The following is a 21,027-nucleotide window of genomic DNA, read 5'->3' as shown; positions in this document are numbered from 1 at the left end:
TGTTATCCTTTAATCACAAACGCGTAGTAGTTTCCACCTTCCGTTGCGCCCACAAGTAAGACGTGCTTAAGTGCAAGACGTAAAGGTTCGCGAACAAAATTAATTCGCTTATCAAAAAACTCCCCGGTATAAGGAATTGCGGGTACAGACTGTTTCTTAAAGCAGTCAATAATAACGGCGAGATTGAGTAAACCAGCGGCAGAAGGCACAAAACCGAAGCAGGCATTGTAGTTAACGACCGGAACGTCCGGGTTGGCCTCGATCAGCGTTTTGCAAATAGCAGAGATTTCAACCTGGGCACTGTCGACATTGCCATTACTGGTGCCACAGACCAAATCGATCTCTCCAGCAGTGATGCCTGCATCAGCCAGCGCGCGTTCAATAGCCAGCGCCATGGCATCTGATTTTTCATCAAGCATTGAGGCATCAAAGTAGCTGTTGCTGCAGGATTTACCATACCCCACCACTTCCGCCAGGACGTCAGCGCCACGCGCTGCAGCCGTTTGCGGATCTTCCAGCACCAGCATGCACGCCCCTTCGCCAGGCACATAACCTTTTGGCTCTTTGCCATAGATTTGATAGTCGCTGGCATTAGAAGTCATATGGATTTTTTGCGTTACCGCGTCCATATAGAGCGACATAGAAGGGAAATATTCATCCGCGCCACCGACAATAACCTGTGGTTGCAGATTTTGACGCACGACTTCGTAACCGTAGGTCAGGGCACCTAATGCCGCATTCTCACCGGTCGCCAGCGTGGTCGTATAGCCTTTGATGCCTTCAGAGATGCCGCAGAAGGTTGGGATCGAGTTCATCAGTGAGCCCGGGAATTCTGAAGTCCGCACCTTACGTGGATCGGGTTTCAGGCTTTGCAGATATTTATAAGTTGTCTCCTGCGGACCACGGGACATGCCCATGATCATCCCAAGCTGATCGCCATCGCGTTTGATTTTCCGCTTCGCCTGCTCCAGCGCTTCGTTCAACGCGATCAGGGCAAAGGTGCCGCCACGCGTGGCTTTACGCGGGTCAAAGCGACGAAGATGTTTGCGCGGCTCAAGACCGGTCACCTGGAAGGTTTTAAAGTTTCCTTCCTCTTCCGGCAGCTTTGCGCTGCTGAAGCTGTACTCCTCACCAAACAGTTCGGCAAACTGACTGGAGTTATCCAGAACACTGAGCAGCTCTTTTGCTTCTTCCAGCGTATCATCAGGGAACGTAACGCCGCTCAGTTCGACCTTGCTATGGCGCTGCCAGACGCCTTCGAGGATTTCGTTGAGCGAATGACCGATCGCCGAGACAACTCCTATACCTGAAATCGCCACTCGCTTGCTGTCGTAGGAAGTGACCGGAACAGTACAAGGTTCCATGCTCAGGATCATGCAGCAGTTATTGCCGCCGAAGGCATAGTTGTTCTTCATAAACACGTTGATTTTCTGCTCGCGAAATTCATTCGGTACGTAATCAAGATCGCAGTTAGGACGTGCTTTGGAGAAATTCAACGTAGGCAGGACGCAGTTATCTGGCAGCGTAGCCAGGCACGCAATCAGTTCAACAATCCCTGCCGCACCGATGTTATGACCGAAGTAAGATTTTGTAGAACTGACTAACAGCTTCTCATTGTTGGCAAAGACCTTTTTCATCGCCATCGTTTCGATGCGATCGTTCGCTTCGGTACCGGTGCCATGTGCGTTAACGTACTCAATCTGGTCCGGCGTGACGCCGGCATTTTCCATCGCTTTATACATCACCTGCACAGCACCGCTGGCACGAGGATCTGGCCCGGTTTCGTGGAATGCGTCGCAGGAGGTGGCGTAAGAGAGAATTTCACCATAAATGGTGGCGCCACGGGCAACGGCATGTTCGTACTCTTCCAGCACAACGGCCCCAGCCCCTTCGCCAATGGACATCCCGGACTGACCTGAGAATGGCGTACAGGTTTCCGGATGCATCACATTCAGCGCATAGAAACCAGCAAAGGTTGGTAGGTAAATAGGCTCCGTGCCGAGGGCGAGCATCGTTTTGCTCTTACCGTTCTGGATATAGTCAAATGCCATGCCGATTGCGTTAGGGCTGGCGGTGCAGGCGGTAGCTACCAGTTCCACGCCGCCCTTCAGGCCGAGCAGCGTAGACACACTGGAACAGCAGGAAGAGAAGCCACCCGAAAAAAGCGCCTTTCGCAAAGAGAAATCAGCAATTCGCTGCTCAAAGAGTGGCAAAAAGGCTTCAGTGCCTGCCGAAGAGACACCCACGATCATCCCGGTTTCTTTGAGATCGGCTTTCTTTCCAAGCAGGCCAGCCTGATTTAACGCATCTTTGCCCACTTTGTATGCCCAAAGCGCAGCGTTATCGAGTGATTCGACAATCCCTTCGGGGAGTTCCGAATAGTCGATATCATGCAGTACTTCAGCAGCTCTTGCGCCTTCGAACCATTTTGCAAAGCGCTCACTATCCGCGACGCCATTGCGTTTATTCAGAAGAGCCTCTCTGAAATCCTGCATATTTTCAGCCAGGGATGACAAGATTCCCATCCCGGTAATGACAACTCTTTTCCTGTTTATCTTCATAAAAGTTACTACCAATATTTACAGAGAATTGACAGCGGACAGATACCTAACCGGGCAATGGCAACCGCTTATTTTTCTGTACGCCGGTTCTGTTATTTAATTCAAAGCACTTTTGTTTTTTGAGGTATCAACAAAGCTGTGCTCGGTCGGGTTCACCAGCATGCTCAGGTTATAAATAAATGGCATGCTTTTGGTTTTTGCCTCGACGACTTCGGTGTGTGTTTGAATGGCGTAACCGCTAATATCTGACCAGGCGTAGTCATAATCCAAAAGCGTCAGAGCAATAAAGCATTGCAGCGCCGGAGAGAAGATAGCTTTAACAACTTTGCCTACAACCTGCCCCTCGGCTAAGACGGTGTCGCCAGCCTCAATGCCAGCACATTCACCTTCAACGATCATGGCAATGATCTTGTGCTTAACGCTGCTGTGGGATAACGCTTCTGCTGCCTCTTTACCGACGAAACTCTCTTTGTCGTACTGGACAGCCCATTGCATTTGCAACTCGACAGGGTTCAGCCCATATTCAGCGTAAAACGCCGCATTCCAGCCTGGGTTTTCCACTCGCACCAGTTTCTGATAATCCAGACCACCGGTTTGCATCAGATACTTCTCGCCGATTTCAAGCAGCTTCAACCACTGCTCAACCAGCTGTTCTTGTTGACCTATAAGGGTGTAAGCAAATTCCCCATGCTTTCCGCAACGGAAAATAATTAAGCCCTCATCGGTATTCATATACTCATAATAAGGCAGACCGATGATATCGAAGCCGTGAATCTCTGACATCATCTCCCAGGAATAAGGTCCCTCGAGCATAATTGCGCCCCAGTTCTCATCACGCATATCCTGGATCTCTGGCGTTTCCTGAATATCCAGTTCATCCGCCTTTTCAAGAAGCTTATTCAGGCTCGCGATGATCTCCGCTGCCGGGAGCTCTTCCGACATGATGTAATAGCCGTCGGAAGTGCAAAGCACATAGACGTCGCCGCGCACTGTGCCATCTTCATTAAGCACCAGTGAGTAAATTCCCTGCTCATCGCGAATGATAGAAATATCCGCTGAAACCAGATTGTTCACCAGCATCCAGGCATCTTCACCCATTACGCTGACTATTGACATATGTGAATAATCAACCAGCAGCGCATTTTCGCGTACGGCTTTATATTCAACAAGCGGATCATGATATGCGGACGGAACGGATTGATTATTGTAAACGCCCAGAACGGCGTTATTTTTCATGTGAATATCAGAAAGAGATTTCATGCAAAATTCCTTTTAAGCGCTAATCCTGTTAAGCGTTTTTCTTCTGGATAACAAATGTTGCCAGGCTATTAATGCTCCGCATATAAGATGGGTCATCACTTTCGCTCACCTTAATGTCGAAAACTTTATCTAACAGCACAACGATTTCTGTCGCATCCACAGAGTCCAGTTTCAGGCCATTGCCAAACAGCGCAGTGTCGTCATCAATCTGTGATTCATCACGTTGAATATTTAGCCGCTGAATGATTTCAGTTTTAATCGTCAGCAAAACGTCTTTGCGCTGTTCAATATCGTCATTCATAGTAGACATAATTCAAGTCCCTTTTAGGATTAATATATTTCACGGAAATTAATAATGGTTCCATGGCTTATCAGCTTTTTTCCCACGTTGGCCGTAACGGAATAGTGCTTGAAACCATTGCTATCAGAAAAAGCCAATTTACTTGTAACTTCGATAGAGTCGCCAGGGTAAGCGATCTCTTTAAACTTCAGATTTTGCGCGGCAAGAACCCCCCGAACCTGAGCTCTACGGGTACGAATAATGTCCAGCATCTCATTGCTGGTAATGCGTGCATGGATATCCCGCAGTGATTTCAGCTCTTCGTTATATCGCTCAGCGTATATATCGCAGATATCCGTAAAGAACGAGAGATACTCACTAGCCTGCCCAAAAATCTCAGAAATAATCACACCAGGCATTATCGGATCGTCCGGAAAATGCCCCAATAAATATGGATCATTATACGTTACGTGTTTGACGACTTTTACATAACCGTTTTCGCCATATTTAAAATCATCAATTCTGTCGACCATCATCAGGGGCTGACGCCAGCCCCCCATCTCAAGGAAAATCTTTGAAGGAATACTGTATTTAGACATAAATCACCGCATAACCAGGCCGCCATCGATGACGATAGTCTGGCCAACGATATAACTTGAAGCAGAAGAGCTTAACCAGACAATGGTATTGGCAACCTCTTCGCATTTACCCAGACGGCGTAAAGGAATGGATTGGGTGACACCACGCACCACGGTGCGCGAAACTTTTTTAACCATTTTGGATTCGATCATCCCTGGAGCCACCGCATTTACACGTACACCGAAATGAGCGACTTCCGCAGCCAGGGTTCGGGTGAAGCCAAGGATTGCAGCTTTTGAGGCACTGTAATTAATCTGGCCGACGCTCGGGACAATGGCCGCAATCGACGACACATTGACAACCGCTGGGCTTTCAGAGGAACGGAGCAGACTCATCGCCTCTTTGGTCAGGCGGAAAATACTGAACAGATTCGTTTCCACAACCTGGCTAAAATCTTCAAAACTCATCGAAGCAAAGAGGGCATCTTTGACAATACCGGCGTTATTGACCAGTACATCGATCTTACCGGCAACGTCAGAGAGGTGATGGCATAACGCAGTAACGCTTTCCGGGTCGGCTAAATTGCATTGTAAAACATGCATGTTATTTCCTGCCGGATGGGTCTCTTTCAACTCCATCAACTGTACCGGATTTGAATTATATAACGCATAGACACAGCAGTTCTGGTCAAGGAATTTGGCACAGATCGCAAGACCGATATCGCCACTGGCTCCAGTTACAAGAACCGCTTTTTCGTTAAGATCATTAAACTTGTACATAGTCAGTGAGAACCATTAAGTTAATAAAGAACCACTGCCGCTATGGCATGGGTCCGACAATGTGAGATGCTGAGGGACGATTGAGTGAGTCCTTTTTCATCGAGCATCTCTTTCATTCTTCCCGTAAAAATAAACTGTGGACAGCCATAGTCATCATGAATGATTTCAATATCATGAAATCTAATGCCATCGCGAAAACCATATCCGAGTGCCTTTACTGCGGCTTCTTTCGCCGCCCAAAATCCAGAAGCCCGCTCATAATTGGGGTCGGCCATATTAATTTTAATTATTTCTTGTTCAGTATAAACGCGCGTAAGAAAGCCACTGTCACCGTGACCAATCGCCCGGCTAATACGCGTAACTTCTACAATATCCGTACCGATACGCATGATACCGCTAATCCTTAACTATATCTGATAAGAAAAATTGAAATTAATATTTGCTTTATCGACACTCAGCTCGCCGGGATATTTCAACGGTGTCGAAACTGAAACGTCATACTCAAGGCTTTTAAGACTTCCCTGAAGACCTATCGCACTACCGACGATGAATTCATCACCGTAATAGTTGTCCTCTTTTATTTGTGCTAAATCGACGCCAACATAATAGTTTGCAGGCAGAAATCCTAAAGAGCGATACAGCGTATTTTGAACAAAGAAACCGTTGTTACCGGTGAGACCTACACTATTTTCAAAACCACGAACGCTCCAGCGATCGCCTATCGTTAATTGATCCTGCAACGTCAACTCATCCGGGGTGTACTGGGAGAAAAAATTCATACTATAAATACTATTATTAAAAAGCTTCGTGTAGTTCCCTTCAAAATTATAAAGTTGGCTAACGGAACTCACGTCGCCATAAACCATGTCTGGTGTTTTTTCCCCGCCGAACCATGTCAGGAAACGCTGCCATGACAGCGTTGCGCCTAAATTACCATCTGCAAGCTGCTGTTTATAGTTGATGCCGAACTTGACGTTACCCATATTACGTTTCTGTAACGCCAGCTCTTCACCTGCGATCTTATAATTATAGTTCCTGCGTATAAATTCCGCGTTGCCCGTCAGTTTTCGGCTGCTGTCGCGATAAATTGTTCGCGCTGCCTTTGCACTCCAGTATTCGCTGTCGCCCACATAGTCCAGTGTTGCCCATGCGAGCGGAATGTTTTGCTTTGACTTACTCTTACTGTAGTAAAAATAATAATTCCAGTAATTTACAGGTAATGAGTAGTAAGTGCTTATGTTTTCATATTGACCAGTGGTACTCTTGGTACCAGCCAGATAAAAAAGATCGCTGGATTTCAATGCATTGAAAAGATAACCAATAACCGAGGCGCGGTAACGCCCTGTTGCTTCATCCCCCCAGTTATCGTAAATTGCTTTTACACTCCATTTTTTAGCGCGGTGAGTGTTAATCAAAACATTACTAAAGCCGTTCCTCGATCCCGGTTCGATATCGATTTTAACGTTGACGCCAGGTACCTGCTGAAGATTTTCCAGTCCCTGTTCAATATCACGGATATTCAGGATATCGCCTTTCTTGAATGGCAATATCCAGGGCAAGATATCATTTCCCTCAATAATAATCTTGTCGATACGACCAGCATCAACAGTAAGTTTCAACTCACCAGATGAAATATTTTGTGAAGGAATATCGATACGGGTAGTAATATAACCTGCATCAATATAATAATCCTGCAAAGCCGTAGCTATTTTATTAATTCCAGTCGGCCCCACACAGCGCCCGATTACCCTCTTCTTGATACTATTTTCCACCGTTCTCTTTAGAAAATTGTTATCCAGAATAAGTTTTTTTATGATAAAGCAATTATTTTCGACTGGAATATCATCCAGTTCAAACGTTTTGAGTTTAGCGTTAGAGTAAACATCCTTCTTATCAATCTTTTGCTCATGATAAGTATTGTTATCTGCATTTTTTTGCTGAATTATCAATGCATCAACACTTGCCTTTGCTGATATATGAAAGAACAACAAAGTGATTGCACAAAAGATTTTAAATCTCAATTCCATTGATTTACTCGGTACAAATTGAAGGCAGCAGCATTAAACAATGCCGCTGCCTTGTTTATGATTTACATTCCTACAAGGGTACCGGTGTTAGTTGTCTTTTCTGACTCCAGTTCGAAACCATAAAAACCACCTAAGACCGCATCTTTATCGCTGTTAACTACATTTTTCGCAGTAACTTTAGCGACACCGTAGCTCAGCATATTGAGATAGTTATAGATATCCCCTGCTGTTTTTGCGATTAAAGAATAATCGCTTACAATGTTCCCGTAGTTGACAATATTGTTTACTGCATTCATAACAATATATTTACCAAGCATATTACTGTTTTTAGTATTTGTAATATACTTCTCGGTATCCACGGTTAAAGTCGATCCTGCAACAATGTCTTTATAATTTTCAATACCATTCTGGGCATTAATTGTCAGCGCTTTGTCAGCAGAAAGCGTATTCCAGTTATAAAATACCCCGTTCAGAACAGTTAGAGTGACATCACCTTTACCGCTAATCCAGCCAGGGTTAGTCAAGCTGTTATCAATGGTAAGGTTCAGATTTTTATCTGAGGCAATAACACCTGTTGCGTTATTGCTTTCCATGCTTCCATTACTCAGATTTTCCAGTTTGGCAGCTTTGATATCAAGATCGCCCGCACTGTATACCGTTGCATAATTATTGTAGAAAACGCCAGCCGCATTGATATTGCTTTCAGCACCACTGATTACCTGCGCATAGCTATTATCAAAGACACCTCTGGAGTTTAATGTCAGAGGACCTTTCTCAGCGATCAAGTTACTATTGTTGTTGTAAACGTTCTGAGCAGTAAGAGTAACACCTTCCTTACCACTCATCCCGCCAATACTATCGGTCAGTCCGAAGTATGCACCATGCGTGCGATTAAAGTTATTACCATTTCTGTTATCAACGTTACCGTTGGCATTAACAGTAAGAACTTTATCAGCTGCAATCAATGCATTATTATTGTTAATTACTGATTTGGAATCGACAGAGACATTCTTACCCGCGATGAAGCCATTATTGTTATCAACGCTATTGGCATTCAGAACGATATCCCCCCAGTTACTGGTGACCGATCCTTTACTGTTATCAAACGAGCCTTCAAGAGAAATGGTGATATCTCCATTGCTGCCGATCAGGCCGTTATCATTGTTAAGATTATTTCCTGCAATCGTAATCTTGCCGCCCGAAATAATATTGCCATAATAGTTATCAATATTATTGTTAGCAGAAACAAGAGACATATTTCCTGTCTGAGAACGTAACGTCCCTCTGGCATTACCAATTTTGCCTGTTGTGTTAATACTTAAGTCACCCTTAGCATCAATGATAGAGTTATTATTATTAACACTATTAGCAGTAATCGTAACGTCACCGTAACCAACCAGGTTGAGATAATTATTCAAATTACCTTTGGCTGTTATCGTCATGTCAGAATCGCTGACAATACTATTACGGTTAGTGATATCATTGCTCGCTTTCATAACGATATCATGACCAACAATATTACTGTTATTGTTGTTCACAATAGAACGTTTAGAATCAAGGGTCAACGTATCACCAGCGGAAATATCTTTGTAATTCTCAATACCATTTAAGGAAGTTATGGTCAGAGATTTATCGGCCGCGATCGTATTACGGTTACTGATTTCACCTTTAAGAATGTTAAGAGTGACATTTCCCTTACCACTGATCCAGCCGGTGTTGTTAAGATTGCTATCAACGTTCAAGAGCAGATCTTTGTCTGAAGCGATTATACCGGTTGCATTGTTATCGAGGAAATTACCGTTACTACTAATAGTTAAATTATTTGTATTGATGCTAAGATTGCCAGCGCTGTAGGTAGTCGCATAATTATTATTAAACGTATTACCCACTTTTATAACAGCATCTCCACCGCTTACAAATTGTGCATTGTTGTTATAAAAATTGTTTCTTGTTAGCAGATCAACCGAACCTTTTTCAGAAACAATGCGACTATAGTTATTATAGATATTGGTTGCGGAAAGATTGATGCCTTCCTTACCAATCATGCCACCATTCTGCTGCGGCATACCAAAATAGAGTCCAAAATAGTTGCCAAAATTATTACTATTACGGTTATCAATGTTCGAACCTGCATTCACCGTCAGTTTTTTATTGGCAACAATAAGTGCAGTATTGTTGTTCAACTCACCCTGAGTATCGATGAGGATATTTTGCCCGGTAATAAAACCACCGTGGTTATTGACGTTATTCGCCTTAAGCACCACATCGCCTTCTTCAGAACTCAAGACGCCGATGTAGTTTGTCAGATTCCCCTCTACGGTGACATCTGTACCCTGCTTGCCGCTGATACCGCCGTTGTCATTGCGAACAGCGTTACCTTTCACTAACGTTTTGGTGTTGGACATCACCTTGCCTGCCTCGTTGTCAATCAGGCCGCTACTTTCCAACGAGACATCGCCATTGGATGCAATCTGTCCACCATTGTTATTGATTGTTTTCGCGACAATCTTAACCCCCGTTTCAGAAGCAATGCCTAATGTATCAGCACTGTTCGTGTCCGCGGTTTTGGTTGTTTTATTATTGATAGCATTGGCCGCGGTGATATCAATACGGCCGCTTGCAGAACGGATCAGTCCTTTGTTGTTATCGATATTACCAAGGCTGTTAATGATGATGTCGCCGTTAGTTTCTAATATCCCATTATTGTTGTTGAGATATGCAGAATCCAGATCCATGTATTCACCACGAATCTGACCATTGCTGTTATTCAGCGTTCCGGTCTTTAGCACGACAATTCCGGCCTCAATACCTACAGTGTTTCCTTTACCGGCATTAGTCAGGGTATTGTTATTGGTATCAACAGCTAACAGTCCGCCAGCAGCAATCTTGCCGTTCGTGTTATCGATGGCGCCGCTGTTCACATAAACGTCAGCTAAAGTGGAGATTTTCCCCGCTCGGGTATTGATGATGTTGTTCTTATTGGTATTGATCGAGATCGTTTTGTTAGAAGCAATTGTGCCTGTCGTGTTATCCAGCGAGCCGTTCGTCGTTAAATTAACGGCACCTTCAGACTTAATCTGCGCGTTATTATTCAGCAGCTGGCCATTAGCATCGATAGTGATGCCTTTCTCCCCCCCGACAATCACGCCCAGGTTACGGACACCTACCCCGCTTTCGGTGCTGACCAGATTGATTTTATTGGCATACATCCCGCCTAATTTAGCGACATCAATACCATTACCGTTACGCGTACCCGTTGCGGTTACTTTCCCGGTGACCTCGCCAGCAGCGTTTACGTAGTTATTCCCCGCTACCACGTTAAGTTCATCGGCAGAAACTTTGTCATTGATAACAACGCTACGTGAAAGGATCTCTGTTGGGCTGGCATTATGCAGTTTGCCCAAAGTAATGGTGCCGCCATTGACGCTAAAGCCATTCAATTCATCATTTTGAATATCTGGCTTACCGGTAGTCAGCGTCAATTTACTGGTGTTAATGCTACCCCCACCGCTCACCGTGATGCCATTCGGGTTCGCAATGATTAAACCCGCTTTATCACCGGCAACTTCCATCATGCCATTGATGGTTGTCATGTTTTTTGAGGTAACTTCGTTGAGAATGACCTTAGCAGTGCCCCCACTCAGATTGCTGTTTCCCTGGATATCACCGCCTAATAGCGTACTGGTGGCTGAAGCGCTGTTATTGAAAATGAGCCCTTTTTTATCAACGTTCAGATTGTCCCAAACGTTATGTGATAAACCGCTGCTGTTTGCCTTATTAATGTCCACAACCGGTACGCCGTTGGCGTTGTAGATTTTGCCATTTTTCATGGATAAATCTGCTGAATGTGCGACTGCAGGTAAGGCTAAAATCATCGCAATCGTTAGCGGAGCTAGCTTAATACTCACTCGTTGTTGAAATTTCTCATCCAAAGAAATCATGCTTTTGTTCCCTTTTTAAAAACTTTCTGGTCTTGTTATCTGAATTGAGCCTCTTTTTTCCTAATCTGAATAAACCTGACCAAGAACCCAAAAAAGTACACCGCATCAGAATCAACAATTAAACCAGAGCCACCCGGCGAGCCTGCTCAGCGACAGTTCCCGTTTAAAGTGACATTAAACGTTATTGAATACTGTTGTGGTCTTTCAGATATGGGATCAAGTAAGACCACCGCCAAAATTAACAGGAGCAGACTCGCGTCACAACCTACTGATGTTTAAATAGGAATCTACCAATACTATAGATTTCTCTTACTGCCTGGAAAAATAATTGATGCAAATATCATTCACGAAATACATTCCATGAGATTTATATTTATTCAAAATCGATTAATAAAAAAACAATTGCAACCTGAAATTACAAGGGTGGTAATATATTAACGATGACAATGATATTATTATTTATTCCCTTTTTATTTCGCTGTAACAGACCAGACCTGCACATCACTTCCTTCGTTCATTCAACAATCAGGTAGCTGATACGTCAGCAACTGCGGCCAAATTGCCGCCCAGTCCGACCCATGAGCCATCCCATCGATCGTCTCAACCCGCGTACATTCCCCCCCTATCGCCTGCTGAAAATGCCGGGCAACAGCGGGCGGCACGGTGGTGTCTTCTCCACCGCTGAAATGTATTTGCGGCAGTGTGCGAAGCGCGGGAACGCTTTCGATGGCATTCGCAGCATTGGGCATCGGAGTGACATGATGCAAAGCATTCACATACGCCACGTCGAGATTGCCCGCCACCGTGCGCAGAGAACGCACATCGCTCCGGCGTGCCGCCAGCAGCGCGGCAATATTGCCGCCTCCGGAGTAGCCGATCAGATCGATTTTCACTCCCGGATAGCGTGCCACAGTCCGTTCAACCGCCGCGTTCATCGCCTCAATAACCGCAGGCGAGAAACGTTCGGAAGTCCAGATATTGGCCCGGCAACTGGCCGGCAAAGGCGGCCCGATAAACTGGCAGGGCCGGGCCAGATAAAGCACATTGGCATGGCTATCCGCCGCCGCCAGCATCAGGCCAACTGGATTACGAGGTGTCGGATTATCCGAGGGTGTGAAGCGGTTTTTCCAGGCAAAGCCATCCCCCTCGATATAGACCCGCAAAGAAACAACCGGAGGCGTGATTCGATGCCAGCTGGTAATCGGGAAGGGATCTGTATCAAACTTCTCACTGATCAGACCACTCTCCCTGGCGATTTTTTGTACGACACCCTGCGGATTGGCTGAAATACATCCCGCCAATAATAAAGATAAATTAATCAATACCGTTCCCTGCAATAAGTGAGGATATATCCTCATTCCGCCACCAGCCTTAAGTCAAATTATAAACATTACAAAAAATATGCAATAAATTCGCCCTGAAATAATTAAGCAGGACTTATTGTTTTCAGCAACGAATTGTATATTCTGCGCCCGAAGATATCGGATTAATCCGAAGAGATCGCCACAACCTTTGCACAATCATCGCTACTTATGACGGAATACCATGGAAAAGAAACGCCTTAGCCAGCTGATCTCCCTGCTGGTTGCATCGACGGCTGCGCACGCCTTCGCAACGTCTCCCGAGTTAATTATCGACACGCCAACGAGTAATATTCAGATCGCTGACGGAAAAGAGCTGGTGCATATTACCCATGCGGGAAGTATCACCGGCACCCCTACCAATGCCTTAACCGTGAACGCGGGCGTCACTGTAACGACACTTACCAATGATGGGATGATTAGCGACACCGTTGATAACCCATTATTGTTAAACAACAATATTGTTCAGATTGATGGAACAATAAATACGCTAAACAATAACGGCACCATCTCCAGCCAGAGCCTGTATCAAAACGGCAGCGTCGTGGCGGTGGGTGCGACGGGGGTGATTAACACCTTCACTAACAGCGGCACGCTCGAGAGGGTTTCGGGCTCTTACAACCTTTTCGGGTATAACAACAACGGTACCTTGAGCAATGCCGGGACTATCGGCACCCTGGTTAATGCCGTGGATGGCAAGATTGTGGGCTATCGCGGCATCAACAATCAGGGCACCATCGACAACCTGAATAATGCCGGCCTTATCTCTTCTGTGAATAACGATAACGGCATATTCATGGGGCAAAAAGGGGCCATTTTTAACAGCGGTACGATTGGCTCCCTGCATAACACCGGAACAATTGAAGGCGGCACGACCGATTATTACGGCAGCTCCGGGATCATCAACCAGGGCATCATTAACGCTATCGTTAATGATGAGAAGATTAACGGCAGCTCCTTCGGCATTATCAACTCCGGCACCCTTAATACCCTTGTTAATAACGGTAACATCACCGCCAACGACACCGCTGTCTATAACAACAGCAATAACAACAGCGTTATTGGCTCCATTGTGAACAACGGTGAAATCTCGGGTAACTGGAGCGGGATTTACATCTGGAACTACAACAACCAGGGCAACACGGAGATCGTCAATAACGGCCTGTTAAGCGGCGGGGGCTATGCCCTGTTTGTTAACGGTAATAATAGCGACACGGTAACCCTCACCAATACCGGCACCATTACCGGTGATATTTACTCCACCAGCACGGCACCATTAACTCTTAACGGTGGCACCACCATGGGCACGCTGACCGGCATCGACGGCGCGACGGGCACCATTACTGGCTCTAATGTCACATTTGGCAGCGGCTCGCTGCTGCTCAACGATAATGTCAGCACGTTTAGCGTTATCCCTGAGTATGGCCTGATGGCAATGCAGATGAGCGACGACATTGAAGTGACGACCGGCACCGTACTGAACGAAGCCGCGTCCCTTCAGGTCAATAACAGCATCAACATTCTGGGTGATTATCATCAGAAAGCGGCCGCAACGCTCATCTCCGGCATCTCCGATCTGGCCGAGGCTAACGGCGATGTGCTTGCCGACGCCGGATATGGTCGTCTGAACGTCAGCGGTAATGCCACTATCGACGCGGGCTCCAGCATCAATCTGCTGCGCACCGGCAGCACCTATAAGTTCGCTGAAGGGCAGCGCTATGTGGTCATCAACGCCAGTGGCGCCCAGACCGACTACCATGCCGATCAGCTGAACTATAAAGCGCTCGGCTACCGTGGTGCGGTCAACGGCACCGTGTATGAAGATGCGACGAGCAAGGCGCTGGTGTTAACCCTGGGCGCAGAGCCGGTCACTCCCGATCCGGTAGAGCCACAGCCCCAGCCTGAGCCGACGCCAGAAGTGACCCCGCCTGTGGTGACCGAGCCTGAGATCGCCCCGCCGGTCGTTACGACCCCGGCACAGCCGACCCAGCCTGCGCCAGCGGAACCTACACCTGCTCAGCCGACCAAACGGGGCTATGCCACTATCCCAAGCGCTACCGCGTCACTGGGCGGGCTGGCGAGCTACTCCGGTATCGCCTCACCGCAACTGCTGAATTTGTATAACGCCTCGCTGGCAATTGAAGGTAAACAGGAGGCGAACCGCGTTGGCGAGCGTCTCTCTACCAGCCAGAATCTCAACACCAGCTCAGCGGCAACCGTTGCCATCTCTACCGCTCAGGCCGTAGTGGGTGCTCACATCGATGCCGTGCGTAATCCACAGGCCTCCGGCGTGAGCGGGGTGGCAACCGGTGATGACTACGCAGAAAACTGGATTGTCTGGGGTCAGCCGTTCGGCGGTTATGCCCGCCAGCAGAGCAGTGACGACGTGAGCGGTTACTCAGCGAAATTTGGCGGCCTGATCATCGGTGCCGACCGTGCCCTGGGTGACGCCTGGCGTCTGGGCGCGGCGCTGAACTACAGCAACACCTCCGTACATGGTAAAGACAACCTGAGCGGCAACAACTCCACCGCCGATAACTATGGGGTGATTGGTTATGCGGCCTACACCGGCAATCCGTGGTATCTGAACCTCTCCGCGGGCCTGAACCGTCAGAACTACAGCTCCGTTCGCCGCGCCGATTTCACCGGTTTCTCCGGCGCGGCGCACGGCAAGTTCAACGGCCAGTCGGTCACTCTGCAAAGCGAGCTGGGTTACCCGATCACGCTGCCAGCCGACGTGGTACTGACCCCGCTCGCGGGCCTGACCTACGGTTATCAGCATGTGGAGGGCTACAGCGAAACTGGCGGCAACGGGATGGCGCTGGATGTCAGCAGCACCCATACGCAGTCGGTAGTCAGCGATATCGGCGCCCGCCTGGAGAAGAGCTTCTCCACCGGTCTGGGTAATCTGACGCCGTTTGCCCAGCTCTCCTGGATCCACCAGTACGATAACCGCCAGGTCAGCAGCCATGCGACCTATGCCGCCGATGCCGTGGGTGAAACCAGCTTTATCACCAAAGGAGCTTCACCGGTGAAAGATATGGCCGGCGTAGCTATCGGCACCACGCTCTATGACGCCAACGATCTGAGCTTTGACGCGCGTTACGACCTGCAGGCCGGCGAGCGTTACCAGGCGCACACTTTCAGCCTGCGTTTACGCAAGTCGTTCTGATTGTTATGTCCCTTCAACGGGGCCCTCAGGGGCCCCGTTTTTTTACCCGGGTAAAACATTATGTTTTTAGCACACCAGCAGGCATCCCGTTGAGCGCATAATCTTATGCGCTCAGTTCGTTAAACCGTTCACGGAACAGCTGCTACACTGCCTCAACACCTCCACAAAAAGGCAGATCAACATGTCCGAGAATAACTACCAGCCAGCGAAAGTCTGGGAATGGAAGCAGAACAACAGCGGCGGCGCGTTCGCCAGCATCAACCGCCCAATCTCAGGCGCCACTCACGAGAAAACCCTGCCGGTCGGTTCACATCCGTTGCAGCTTTATTCACTGGGTACGCCAAACGGCCAGAAGGTCACTATTCTGCTGGAAGAGCTGCTGGCGCTCGGCGTTACCGGTGCGGAATATGACGCATGGCTGATCCGCATCGGCGAAGGCGATCAGTTCTCAAGCGGGTTTGTTGAGGTCAACCCGAACTCTAAAATTCCGGCCCTGCGCGACCACTCCACCACGCCGCCAACCCGGGTGTTTGAGTCCGGCAATATCCTGCTCTATCTGGCGGAAAAGTTCGGCCACTTCCTGCCAAAAGATCCGGCTGGACGAGTGGAAACCCTGAACTGGCTATTCTGGCTGCAGGGCGCTGCCCCGTTCCTTGGCGGCGGTTTCGGCCACTTCTATCACTATGCCCCGGTAAAAATCGAGTACGCCATTGATCGCTTCACCATGGAAGCCAAACGTCTGTTCGACGTGCTGGATAAACAGCTGGCGCGGGGTCGCTACGTGGCGGGTGAAGAGTACACCATCGCCGACATTGCCATCTGGCCGTGGTTTGGCAGCGTGGCGCTGGGCCAGGTTTACGGCGCGGCAGAGTTCCTCGATGCCGAAAGCTACAAGAACGTTCAGCGCTGGGCGAAGGATGTCGCCAGCCGTCCGGCGGTGAAGCGCGGGCGTATCGTCAACCGCACCAATGGCGAGCTGAGCGAACAGCTGCATGAGCGCCATGCGGCGAGCGATTTTGATACCAACACTGAAGATAAACGTCAGGGCTAACCCCTGTGCCGGGCGGGCCACCGCCCGGCGACGATCAGATTACGTTGAGTTTCCCCACTACGGCATTATTGGCCTACCCGGCAAACCGCGCAGCTGGCAGTATCCCCAACGTCTCACTGCATATTTATAAGGGAACAGCCATGAAAACCATGAAAATCACCTTGATGATCGGCGCGCTGATCTTCTCTGCTACCAGCCTGGCGGCAGATAAAACCGCTACCGGGGCGCTGGTGGGTGCCACCATCGGCGCAGTAGCCGGGAAAAGCGTAAAATCCACCGTCGGTGGCGCGGTGGTTGGCGCGGGTACCGGGGCAATGTTTAAAAACGGTGAGAAAGGCAAAGCCGCGCGTAAGGGGGGAGCCATTGGTGCCGCTGTAGGGGCTGGTGCAGCCGCCGTAACCGGCAATAGCGTTCTCAAAGGCGCCGCCCTTGGCGCAGGGGCGGGCGGCCTGGTCGGCGAAGCGACCCACTAATAAAAATGCCAGGTGATTATTCCACCTGGCTTTTTCAGGCCCCTCATTTCTTATTTTCTGGCTGTTATAAGACCTTCAATATAAGTCTTAACGCAAATCCCTCTCTTTTTTCAACACCATATTTACTTCCATCCCGTAAACTGGCATCAATAATTTCTTTCTTCAGATTATTCGCATGTCAGAAAAGGCGCTGAAACAACAGATTCAGAATCTCAAAAAGCACAATGCCCGGCTTGCCAGGCTGGCGCGTGACGCCCGAAACAAGCTCAGTGCTGCGCTCGACGGAACCGGTCTCTGTTTATGGCAGCTCGACGTTCCTACCGGGAAGCTGATTATCTATAACCGCCGCTGGGGTGCGATGCTGGGCTATCAGCCCAAGGAGCTGAACGCGCAGTTTGAGATCTGGCGTGAGCATCTGCACCCGGATGACAAACAGAACGTGCTGGACGCCTTCTACGATCACCTGCACGGCAAAACCCCCTTCTATGAAGCGCTGCACCGCATGCAGCACAAAAACGGCACCGTCACCTGGGTGCTGGACCGCGGACGGGTGACGGACTGGGATGAAAACGGCAACCCCCTGAAGGTGACCGGCACCCATATCGACATGACCAAAGAGAAGCAGTACGAAGAGCAACTGGCCCAGCTGGCTAATCACGATCCGCTCACTGGCCTTGCCAACCGTCACGCATTGCTTAAGCACTTCGCCCAGCTTAAGGCCCAGGGGCCACTCAGCATCGCCTTTATCGATCTCGATGATTTTAAAACGGTGAACGACACTTTTGGTCATCGCAGCGGCGATGAGTTGCTGATCCAGATCAGCCAACGCCTGCGCGATGCCTGCCCGCCGGAGGCCGTTGTTGGCCGTCTGGGTGGCGATGAGTTTGTGCTACTGCTGCCTTTCCCGCTTTCCAGTGTACTGGTGAACAGCACCGCCCACCGTTGTCTGCAGGCGGCGCTGACGCCGTTCGAGCTGGATAATGGCCAGGCGCAGGTCGGCGCCTCGGTAGGTATTGACGAAGTAATGGAGCAGGATGATTTCGTCAATGCCCTGCGCCGTGCCGACCGATCGATGTACCAGATTAAGCACACCGGCAAAAACGGCGTGGCGATTGGCCAGACGCCGCTCGCCTTCACCCGTACCGGAACAGAACCATGAAAAGCTCCCGTCATCAGGATCTTATCCGCCTGCTGGCGGCCTCCGACTGGCTGACAACAGAGGCGCTGGCCGCCGCGCTTGGCGTGAGTAAAGAGACGATTCGGCGCGATCTGAAACTGCTGCAGCAGCAGGGCAAGATCGTGCGCCACCACGGGTGGGCGCGGGCGATCCACCCGGATCACCGCGACGGCGGAGAGCCCTTTGGCGCGCGGTTGAAAAGTCACTACGCGGATAAAGCCGATATCGCCCGTCACGCGCTGGACTGGGTCAGCGAAGGCATGACGCTGGCCCTGGATGCCAGCTCAACCTGCTTTCACCTGGCGCGGCAGCTGCCGGATATCGCCCTGACGGTCTTTACCAACAGCCTGCCCATCTGTCATGAGATGGCGAAGCGCGAGCGCATCACCCTGATCTGCTCGGGCGGGACGCTGGAGCGCAAATACCGCTGCTATGTGAATCCGGCCCTGGTGACGCTGCTGAAATCGCTGGAAATTGACCTGTTTATCTTCTCGTGTGAAGGGGTGGATGAGCAGGGTGTGATGTGGGATCCCACCCCGCACAGCGCCGGGTTTAAATCGCAGCTGCTGGGCCGCGCCAGCCAGTCGCTGCTGCTGATCGACAAAAGCAAGTTTCAGCGCTCCAGCGAAGTGAAAATTGGTCACCTGTCGCAGGTGACGCAATTGATCAGCGACGCGCAGCTTGCCCGGCGTTAGTCTGCCAGACGGAACTTCTGCACCGAACGTTGCAGCTCTTCGGTCTGGCGCTCCAGTGCGGAAGCCGCCGCCGACACCTGCTCCACCAGCGAGGCATTCTGCTGGGTCACGCCGTCCATCTGGGTGATCGCCACCCCAACCTGCGAAATGCCTTTGCTTTGCTCTTCCGAGGCGCTGGCAATCTGCTTCATGATGGTGGTGACGCCAGTAATGTCGCGCAGCACCGCCTCCATGGTGGTGCCAGTCTCGGTCACCAGTTTGGCCCCCTCCTCCACGCGGGAGACGGAGTCAGAGATTAACCCCTCGATCTCTTTTGCCGCGTTCGCGCTGCGGCTGGCGAGATTCCGTACCTCACCGGCTACCACCGCAAAGCCACGCCCCTGCTCGCCCGCCCGCGCCGCTTCCACCGCCGCGTTGAGGGCCAGAATATTGGTCTGGAAGGCGATGCTGTTGATGACGCTGGTGATCTCCGCAATCTTCTTCGAACTGATGGAGATCCCGGTCATGGTACTGACCACATTTTCCACCAGCGCGCCGCCGCGACTGGCGCTGACAGAGGCGACGTCCGCCAACTCGCTGGCCTGACGGGCATTATCCGCGTTGAGCTTCACCGTGGCGGTGAGCTGCTCCATGCTGGCGGCGGTCTCTTCCAGCGCCGCTGCCTGCTCTTCGGTACGGGACGAGAGATCGTTATTGCCGCTGGAGATCTCCGTCGCCCCGCGCCAGATGTTCTCGCTGCCGTTGCGGATGGTGCTCACCGCCTCGCGCAGGCTGTCCTGCATCGCCGTCAGCAGCGGTACCAGCTGCCCCACACAGTTACGGCCAAAAGGCGCGATCGGCTGGCTAAGATCCCCCTGCGCAATCAGGCGGAAATGGTGGCGGAGCTGCTCAAGAGGTTTCACCAGCATGGCAACCAGATAACGGTCAGCGAACAGCAGGATCAGCAGGCCGATAATCGTTGCGGTAATCATTACCGTGCGGGTAGTGCTGGTGAAGCCATCCACCGTCACCCGGGTGGTGTCGAGGATCGTGTCGGCGGCCTTATTGAACTGTCCGGCGCTCTCGCCAAAGGCGCGGCTTAGCGGTGGGGTGACATTGTTCGCCTGCTGGCGATAGCCCTCAAGGTTGCCCTGCTGAGCCAGCTGCATCTGGGGCTTAACGCCGTTATCCAGCAACGCCTGCCAGCTGGCGATCACCCGGGCGGAGACGTCGGCATCCATTGGCCCTGGCGACATGGCTTTCAGCTCGTCGAGCCTGATGCTCATGGTATCCAGCGCCTGCTGCACAGCGGCAAAATCGGCCTTGCCGCCTGCCGCCTGCGTCTCCATCGCGCGGCTCAGCCGGGTAACAAAACGGAAGTATTGATCGTTGCCCTGGCTGAGCACCGTCATCTGTCTGACCAGCTGGCGATCGACCTCATTGCCATCCGCCACGCGGGAGAGCGCCCATGAGCCATACAATCCCACGCCCGCCCACATTAAACAGAAGATACCCAAAATCGTCAGCATCACGAACCGGATTGTAAGATTACGAAATATACGCATAACTCTTTCCTTGCCTGAGGGAGATGTCGCCCGGAGGCGAGTATTACCCTCGTTATCGGCAAGAAAAGGCGAAGCAATACCTTTTCCTGGTTATTTTTATAAAACTTTTCATTTCTGTTTACCGGGC

Annotated in this window: 15 protein-coding genes; 5 read left to right on the top strand and 10 right to left on the bottom strand. The window is 49.9% G+C overall.

The genetic code is table 11. The annotated features are described in order from the left end of the window. Positions 1-2: 2 nt before the first annotated feature. The 9 genes from WFM46_RS00740 to WFM46_RS00700 all read right to left on the bottom strand — a co-directional run bounded on the left by WFM46_RS00740 (position 3) and on the right by WFM46_RS00700 (position 12,749). Positions 3-2,561 (bottom strand): beta-ketoacyl-[acyl-carrier-protein] synthase family protein, encoded by a 2,559-nt coding sequence (locus tag WFM46_RS00740; RefSeq protein WP_336996900.1) that lies wholly within the window; start codon positions 2,559-2,561, stop codon positions 3-5. Between the two features lie 96 nt (positions 2,562-2,657). Further along, positions 2,658-3,821 carry an aminomethyltransferase family protein gene (locus WFM46_RS00735; RefSeq protein WP_336996899.1) on the bottom strand — a complete coding sequence of 388 codons (1,164 nt, stop codon included), beginning with the start codon at positions 3,819-3,821 and terminating at the stop codon, positions 2,658-2,660. A gap of 28 nt (positions 3,822-3,849) precedes the next feature. After that, a complete protein-coding gene (locus WFM46_RS00730; protein WP_180209621.1) occupies positions 3,850-4,131 on the bottom strand; it encodes a phosphopantetheine-binding protein in 282 nt (93 codons plus the stop codon). A 20-nt stretch (positions 4,132-4,151) separates the two neighbouring features. Continuing rightward, positions 4,152-4,700: a beta-hydroxyacyl-ACP dehydratase gene (locus WFM46_RS00725; protein WP_180209622.1), complete on the bottom strand. Its 549-nt coding sequence runs from the start codon at positions 4,698-4,700 to the stop codon at positions 4,152-4,154. A gap of 3 nt (positions 4,701-4,703) precedes the next feature. Next, positions 4,704-5,465: an SDR family oxidoreductase gene (locus WFM46_RS00720; RefSeq protein ID WP_180209649.1), complete on the bottom strand. Its 762-nt coding sequence runs from the start codon at positions 5,463-5,465 to the stop codon at positions 4,704-4,706. Between the two features lie 14 nt (positions 5,466-5,479). Further along, entirely contained in the window at positions 5,480-5,848 is a 369-nt protein-coding gene (gene acpS, locus WFM46_RS00715) for a holo-ACP synthase (RefSeq protein WP_336996898.1), read from the bottom strand. 18 nt (positions 5,849-5,866) lie between these two features. Then, positions 5,867-7,486 carry a ShlB/FhaC/HecB family hemolysin secretion/activation protein gene (locus WFM46_RS00710; RefSeq protein WP_336996897.1) on the bottom strand — a complete coding sequence of 540 codons (1,620 nt, stop codon included), beginning with the start codon at positions 7,484-7,486 and terminating at the stop codon, positions 5,867-5,869. A gap of 62 nt (positions 7,487-7,548) precedes the next feature. Further along, positions 7,549-11,427 carry a two-partner secretion domain-containing protein gene (locus WFM46_RS00705; protein WP_336996896.1) on the bottom strand — a complete coding sequence of 1,293 codons (3,879 nt, stop codon included), beginning with the start codon at positions 11,425-11,427 and terminating at the stop codon, positions 7,549-7,551. Positions 11,428-11,945: 518 nt separating this feature from the next. Continuing rightward, the gene (locus WFM46_RS00700) at positions 11,946-12,749 is read right to left on the bottom strand and encodes an alpha/beta hydrolase (protein ID WP_442913436.1); all 804 of its coding nucleotides are present in this window, start codon (positions 12,747-12,749) and stop codon (positions 11,946-11,948) included. A 223-nt stretch (positions 12,750-12,972) separates the two neighbouring features. Between WFM46_RS00700 and WFM46_RS00695 the strand changes: the two genes are divergently transcribed. From WFM46_RS00695 to fucR, 5 genes are all read left to right on the top strand, one after another. Beyond that, positions 12,973-15,960, top strand: coding sequence for an autotransporter family protein (locus WFM46_RS00695; protein WP_336996894.1), 2,988 nt, complete (start codon positions 12,973-12,975; stop codon positions 15,958-15,960). 181 nt (positions 15,961-16,141) lie between these two features. Next, complete coding sequence (gene yghU, locus WFM46_RS00690) at positions 16,142-17,011, top strand: glutathione-dependent disulfide-bond oxidoreductase (RefSeq protein WP_103176946.1); 870 nt, start codon at positions 16,142-16,144, stop codon at positions 17,009-17,011. 140 nt (positions 17,012-17,151) lie between these two features. Next, complete coding sequence (locus WFM46_RS00685; protein WP_103176947.1) at positions 17,152-17,484, top strand: glycine zipper family protein; 333 nt, start codon at positions 17,152-17,154, stop codon at positions 17,482-17,484. 175 nt (positions 17,485-17,659) lie between these two features. After that, the gene (locus WFM46_RS00680; protein ID WP_180209627.1) at positions 17,660-18,643 is read left to right on the top strand and encodes a diguanylate cyclase domain-containing protein; all 984 of its coding nucleotides are present in this window, start codon (positions 17,660-17,662) and stop codon (positions 18,641-18,643) included. Then, positions 18,640-19,356, top strand: coding sequence for an L-fucose operon activator (fucR, locus tag WFM46_RS00675; RefSeq protein WP_336996893.1), 717 nt, complete (start codon positions 18,640-18,642; stop codon positions 19,354-19,356). The genes WFM46_RS00680 and fucR overlap by 4 nt, the downstream gene beginning before the upstream one ends. Here the strand turns inward: fucR and WFM46_RS00670 are convergent. Beyond that, positions 19,353-20,900 carry a methyl-accepting chemotaxis protein gene (locus WFM46_RS00670; protein ID WP_336996892.1) on the bottom strand — a complete coding sequence of 516 codons (1,548 nt, stop codon included), beginning with the start codon at positions 20,898-20,900 and terminating at the stop codon, positions 19,353-19,355. The two genes, fucR and WFM46_RS00670, sit on opposite strands and share 4 nt — an antisense overlap. Positions 20,901-21,027 lie beyond the last annotated feature (127 nt).

Origin of the sequence: Leclercia sp. M50 (assembly GCF_037150775.1) — a bacterium.
Taxonomy (GTDB): Bacteria; Pseudomonadota; Gammaproteobacteria; order Enterobacterales; family Enterobacteriaceae; genus Enterobacter.
This window is presented reverse-complemented; position numbering and strand designations above follow the sequence as displayed.

What these genes read in the sequence shown, in the direction of transcription:
- yghU (WP_103176946.1), top strand. Translation starts at nt 16,142, where the DNA reads ATGTCCGAGAATAACTACCAGCCAGCGAAAGTCTGGGAATGGAAGCAG.
- acpS (WP_336996898.1), bottom strand. Translation starts at nt 5,848, where the DNA reads ATGCGTATCGGTACGGATATTGTAGAAGTTACGCGTATTAGCCGGGCG.
- WFM46_RS00725 (WP_180209622.1), bottom strand. Translation starts at nt 4,700, where the DNA reads ATGTCTAAATACAGTATTCCTTCAAAGATTTTCCTTGAGATGGGGGGC.
- WFM46_RS00695 (WP_336996894.1), top strand. Translation starts at nt 12,973, where the DNA reads ATGGAAAAGAAACGCCTTAGCCAGCTGATCTCCCTGCTGGTTGCATCG.
- WFM46_RS00680 (WP_180209627.1), top strand. Translation starts at nt 17,660, where the DNA reads ATGTCAGAAAAGGCGCTGAAACAACAGATTCAGAATCTCAAAAAGCAC.
- fucR (WP_336996893.1), top strand. Translation starts at nt 18,640, where the DNA reads ATGAAAAGCTCCCGTCATCAGGATCTTATCCGCCTGCTGGCGGCCTCC.
- WFM46_RS00735 (WP_336996899.1), bottom strand. Translation starts at nt 3,821, where the DNA reads ATGAAATCTCTTTCTGATATTCACATGAAAAATAACGCCGTTCTGGGC.
- WFM46_RS00740 (WP_336996900.1), bottom strand. Translation starts at nt 2,561, where the DNA reads ATGAAGATAAACAGGAAAAGAGTTGTCATTACCGGGATGGGAATCTTG.
- WFM46_RS00705 (WP_336996896.1), bottom strand. Translation starts at nt 11,427, where the DNA reads ATGATTTCTTTGGATGAGAAATTTCAACAACGAGTGAGTATTAAGCTA.
- WFM46_RS00730 (WP_180209621.1), bottom strand. Translation starts at nt 4,131, where the DNA reads ATGTCTACTATGAATGACGATATTGAACAGCGCAAAGACGTTTTGCTG.
- WFM46_RS00685 (WP_103176947.1), top strand. Translation starts at nt 17,152, where the DNA reads ATGAAAACCATGAAAATCACCTTGATGATCGGCGCGCTGATCTTCTCT.
- WFM46_RS00710 (WP_336996897.1), bottom strand. Translation starts at nt 7,486, where the DNA reads ATGGAATTGAGATTTAAAATCTTTTGTGCAATCACTTTGTTGTTCTTT.
- WFM46_RS00670 (WP_336996892.1), bottom strand. Translation starts at nt 20,900, where the DNA reads ATGCGTATATTTCGTAATCTTACAATCCGGTTCGTGATGCTGACGATT.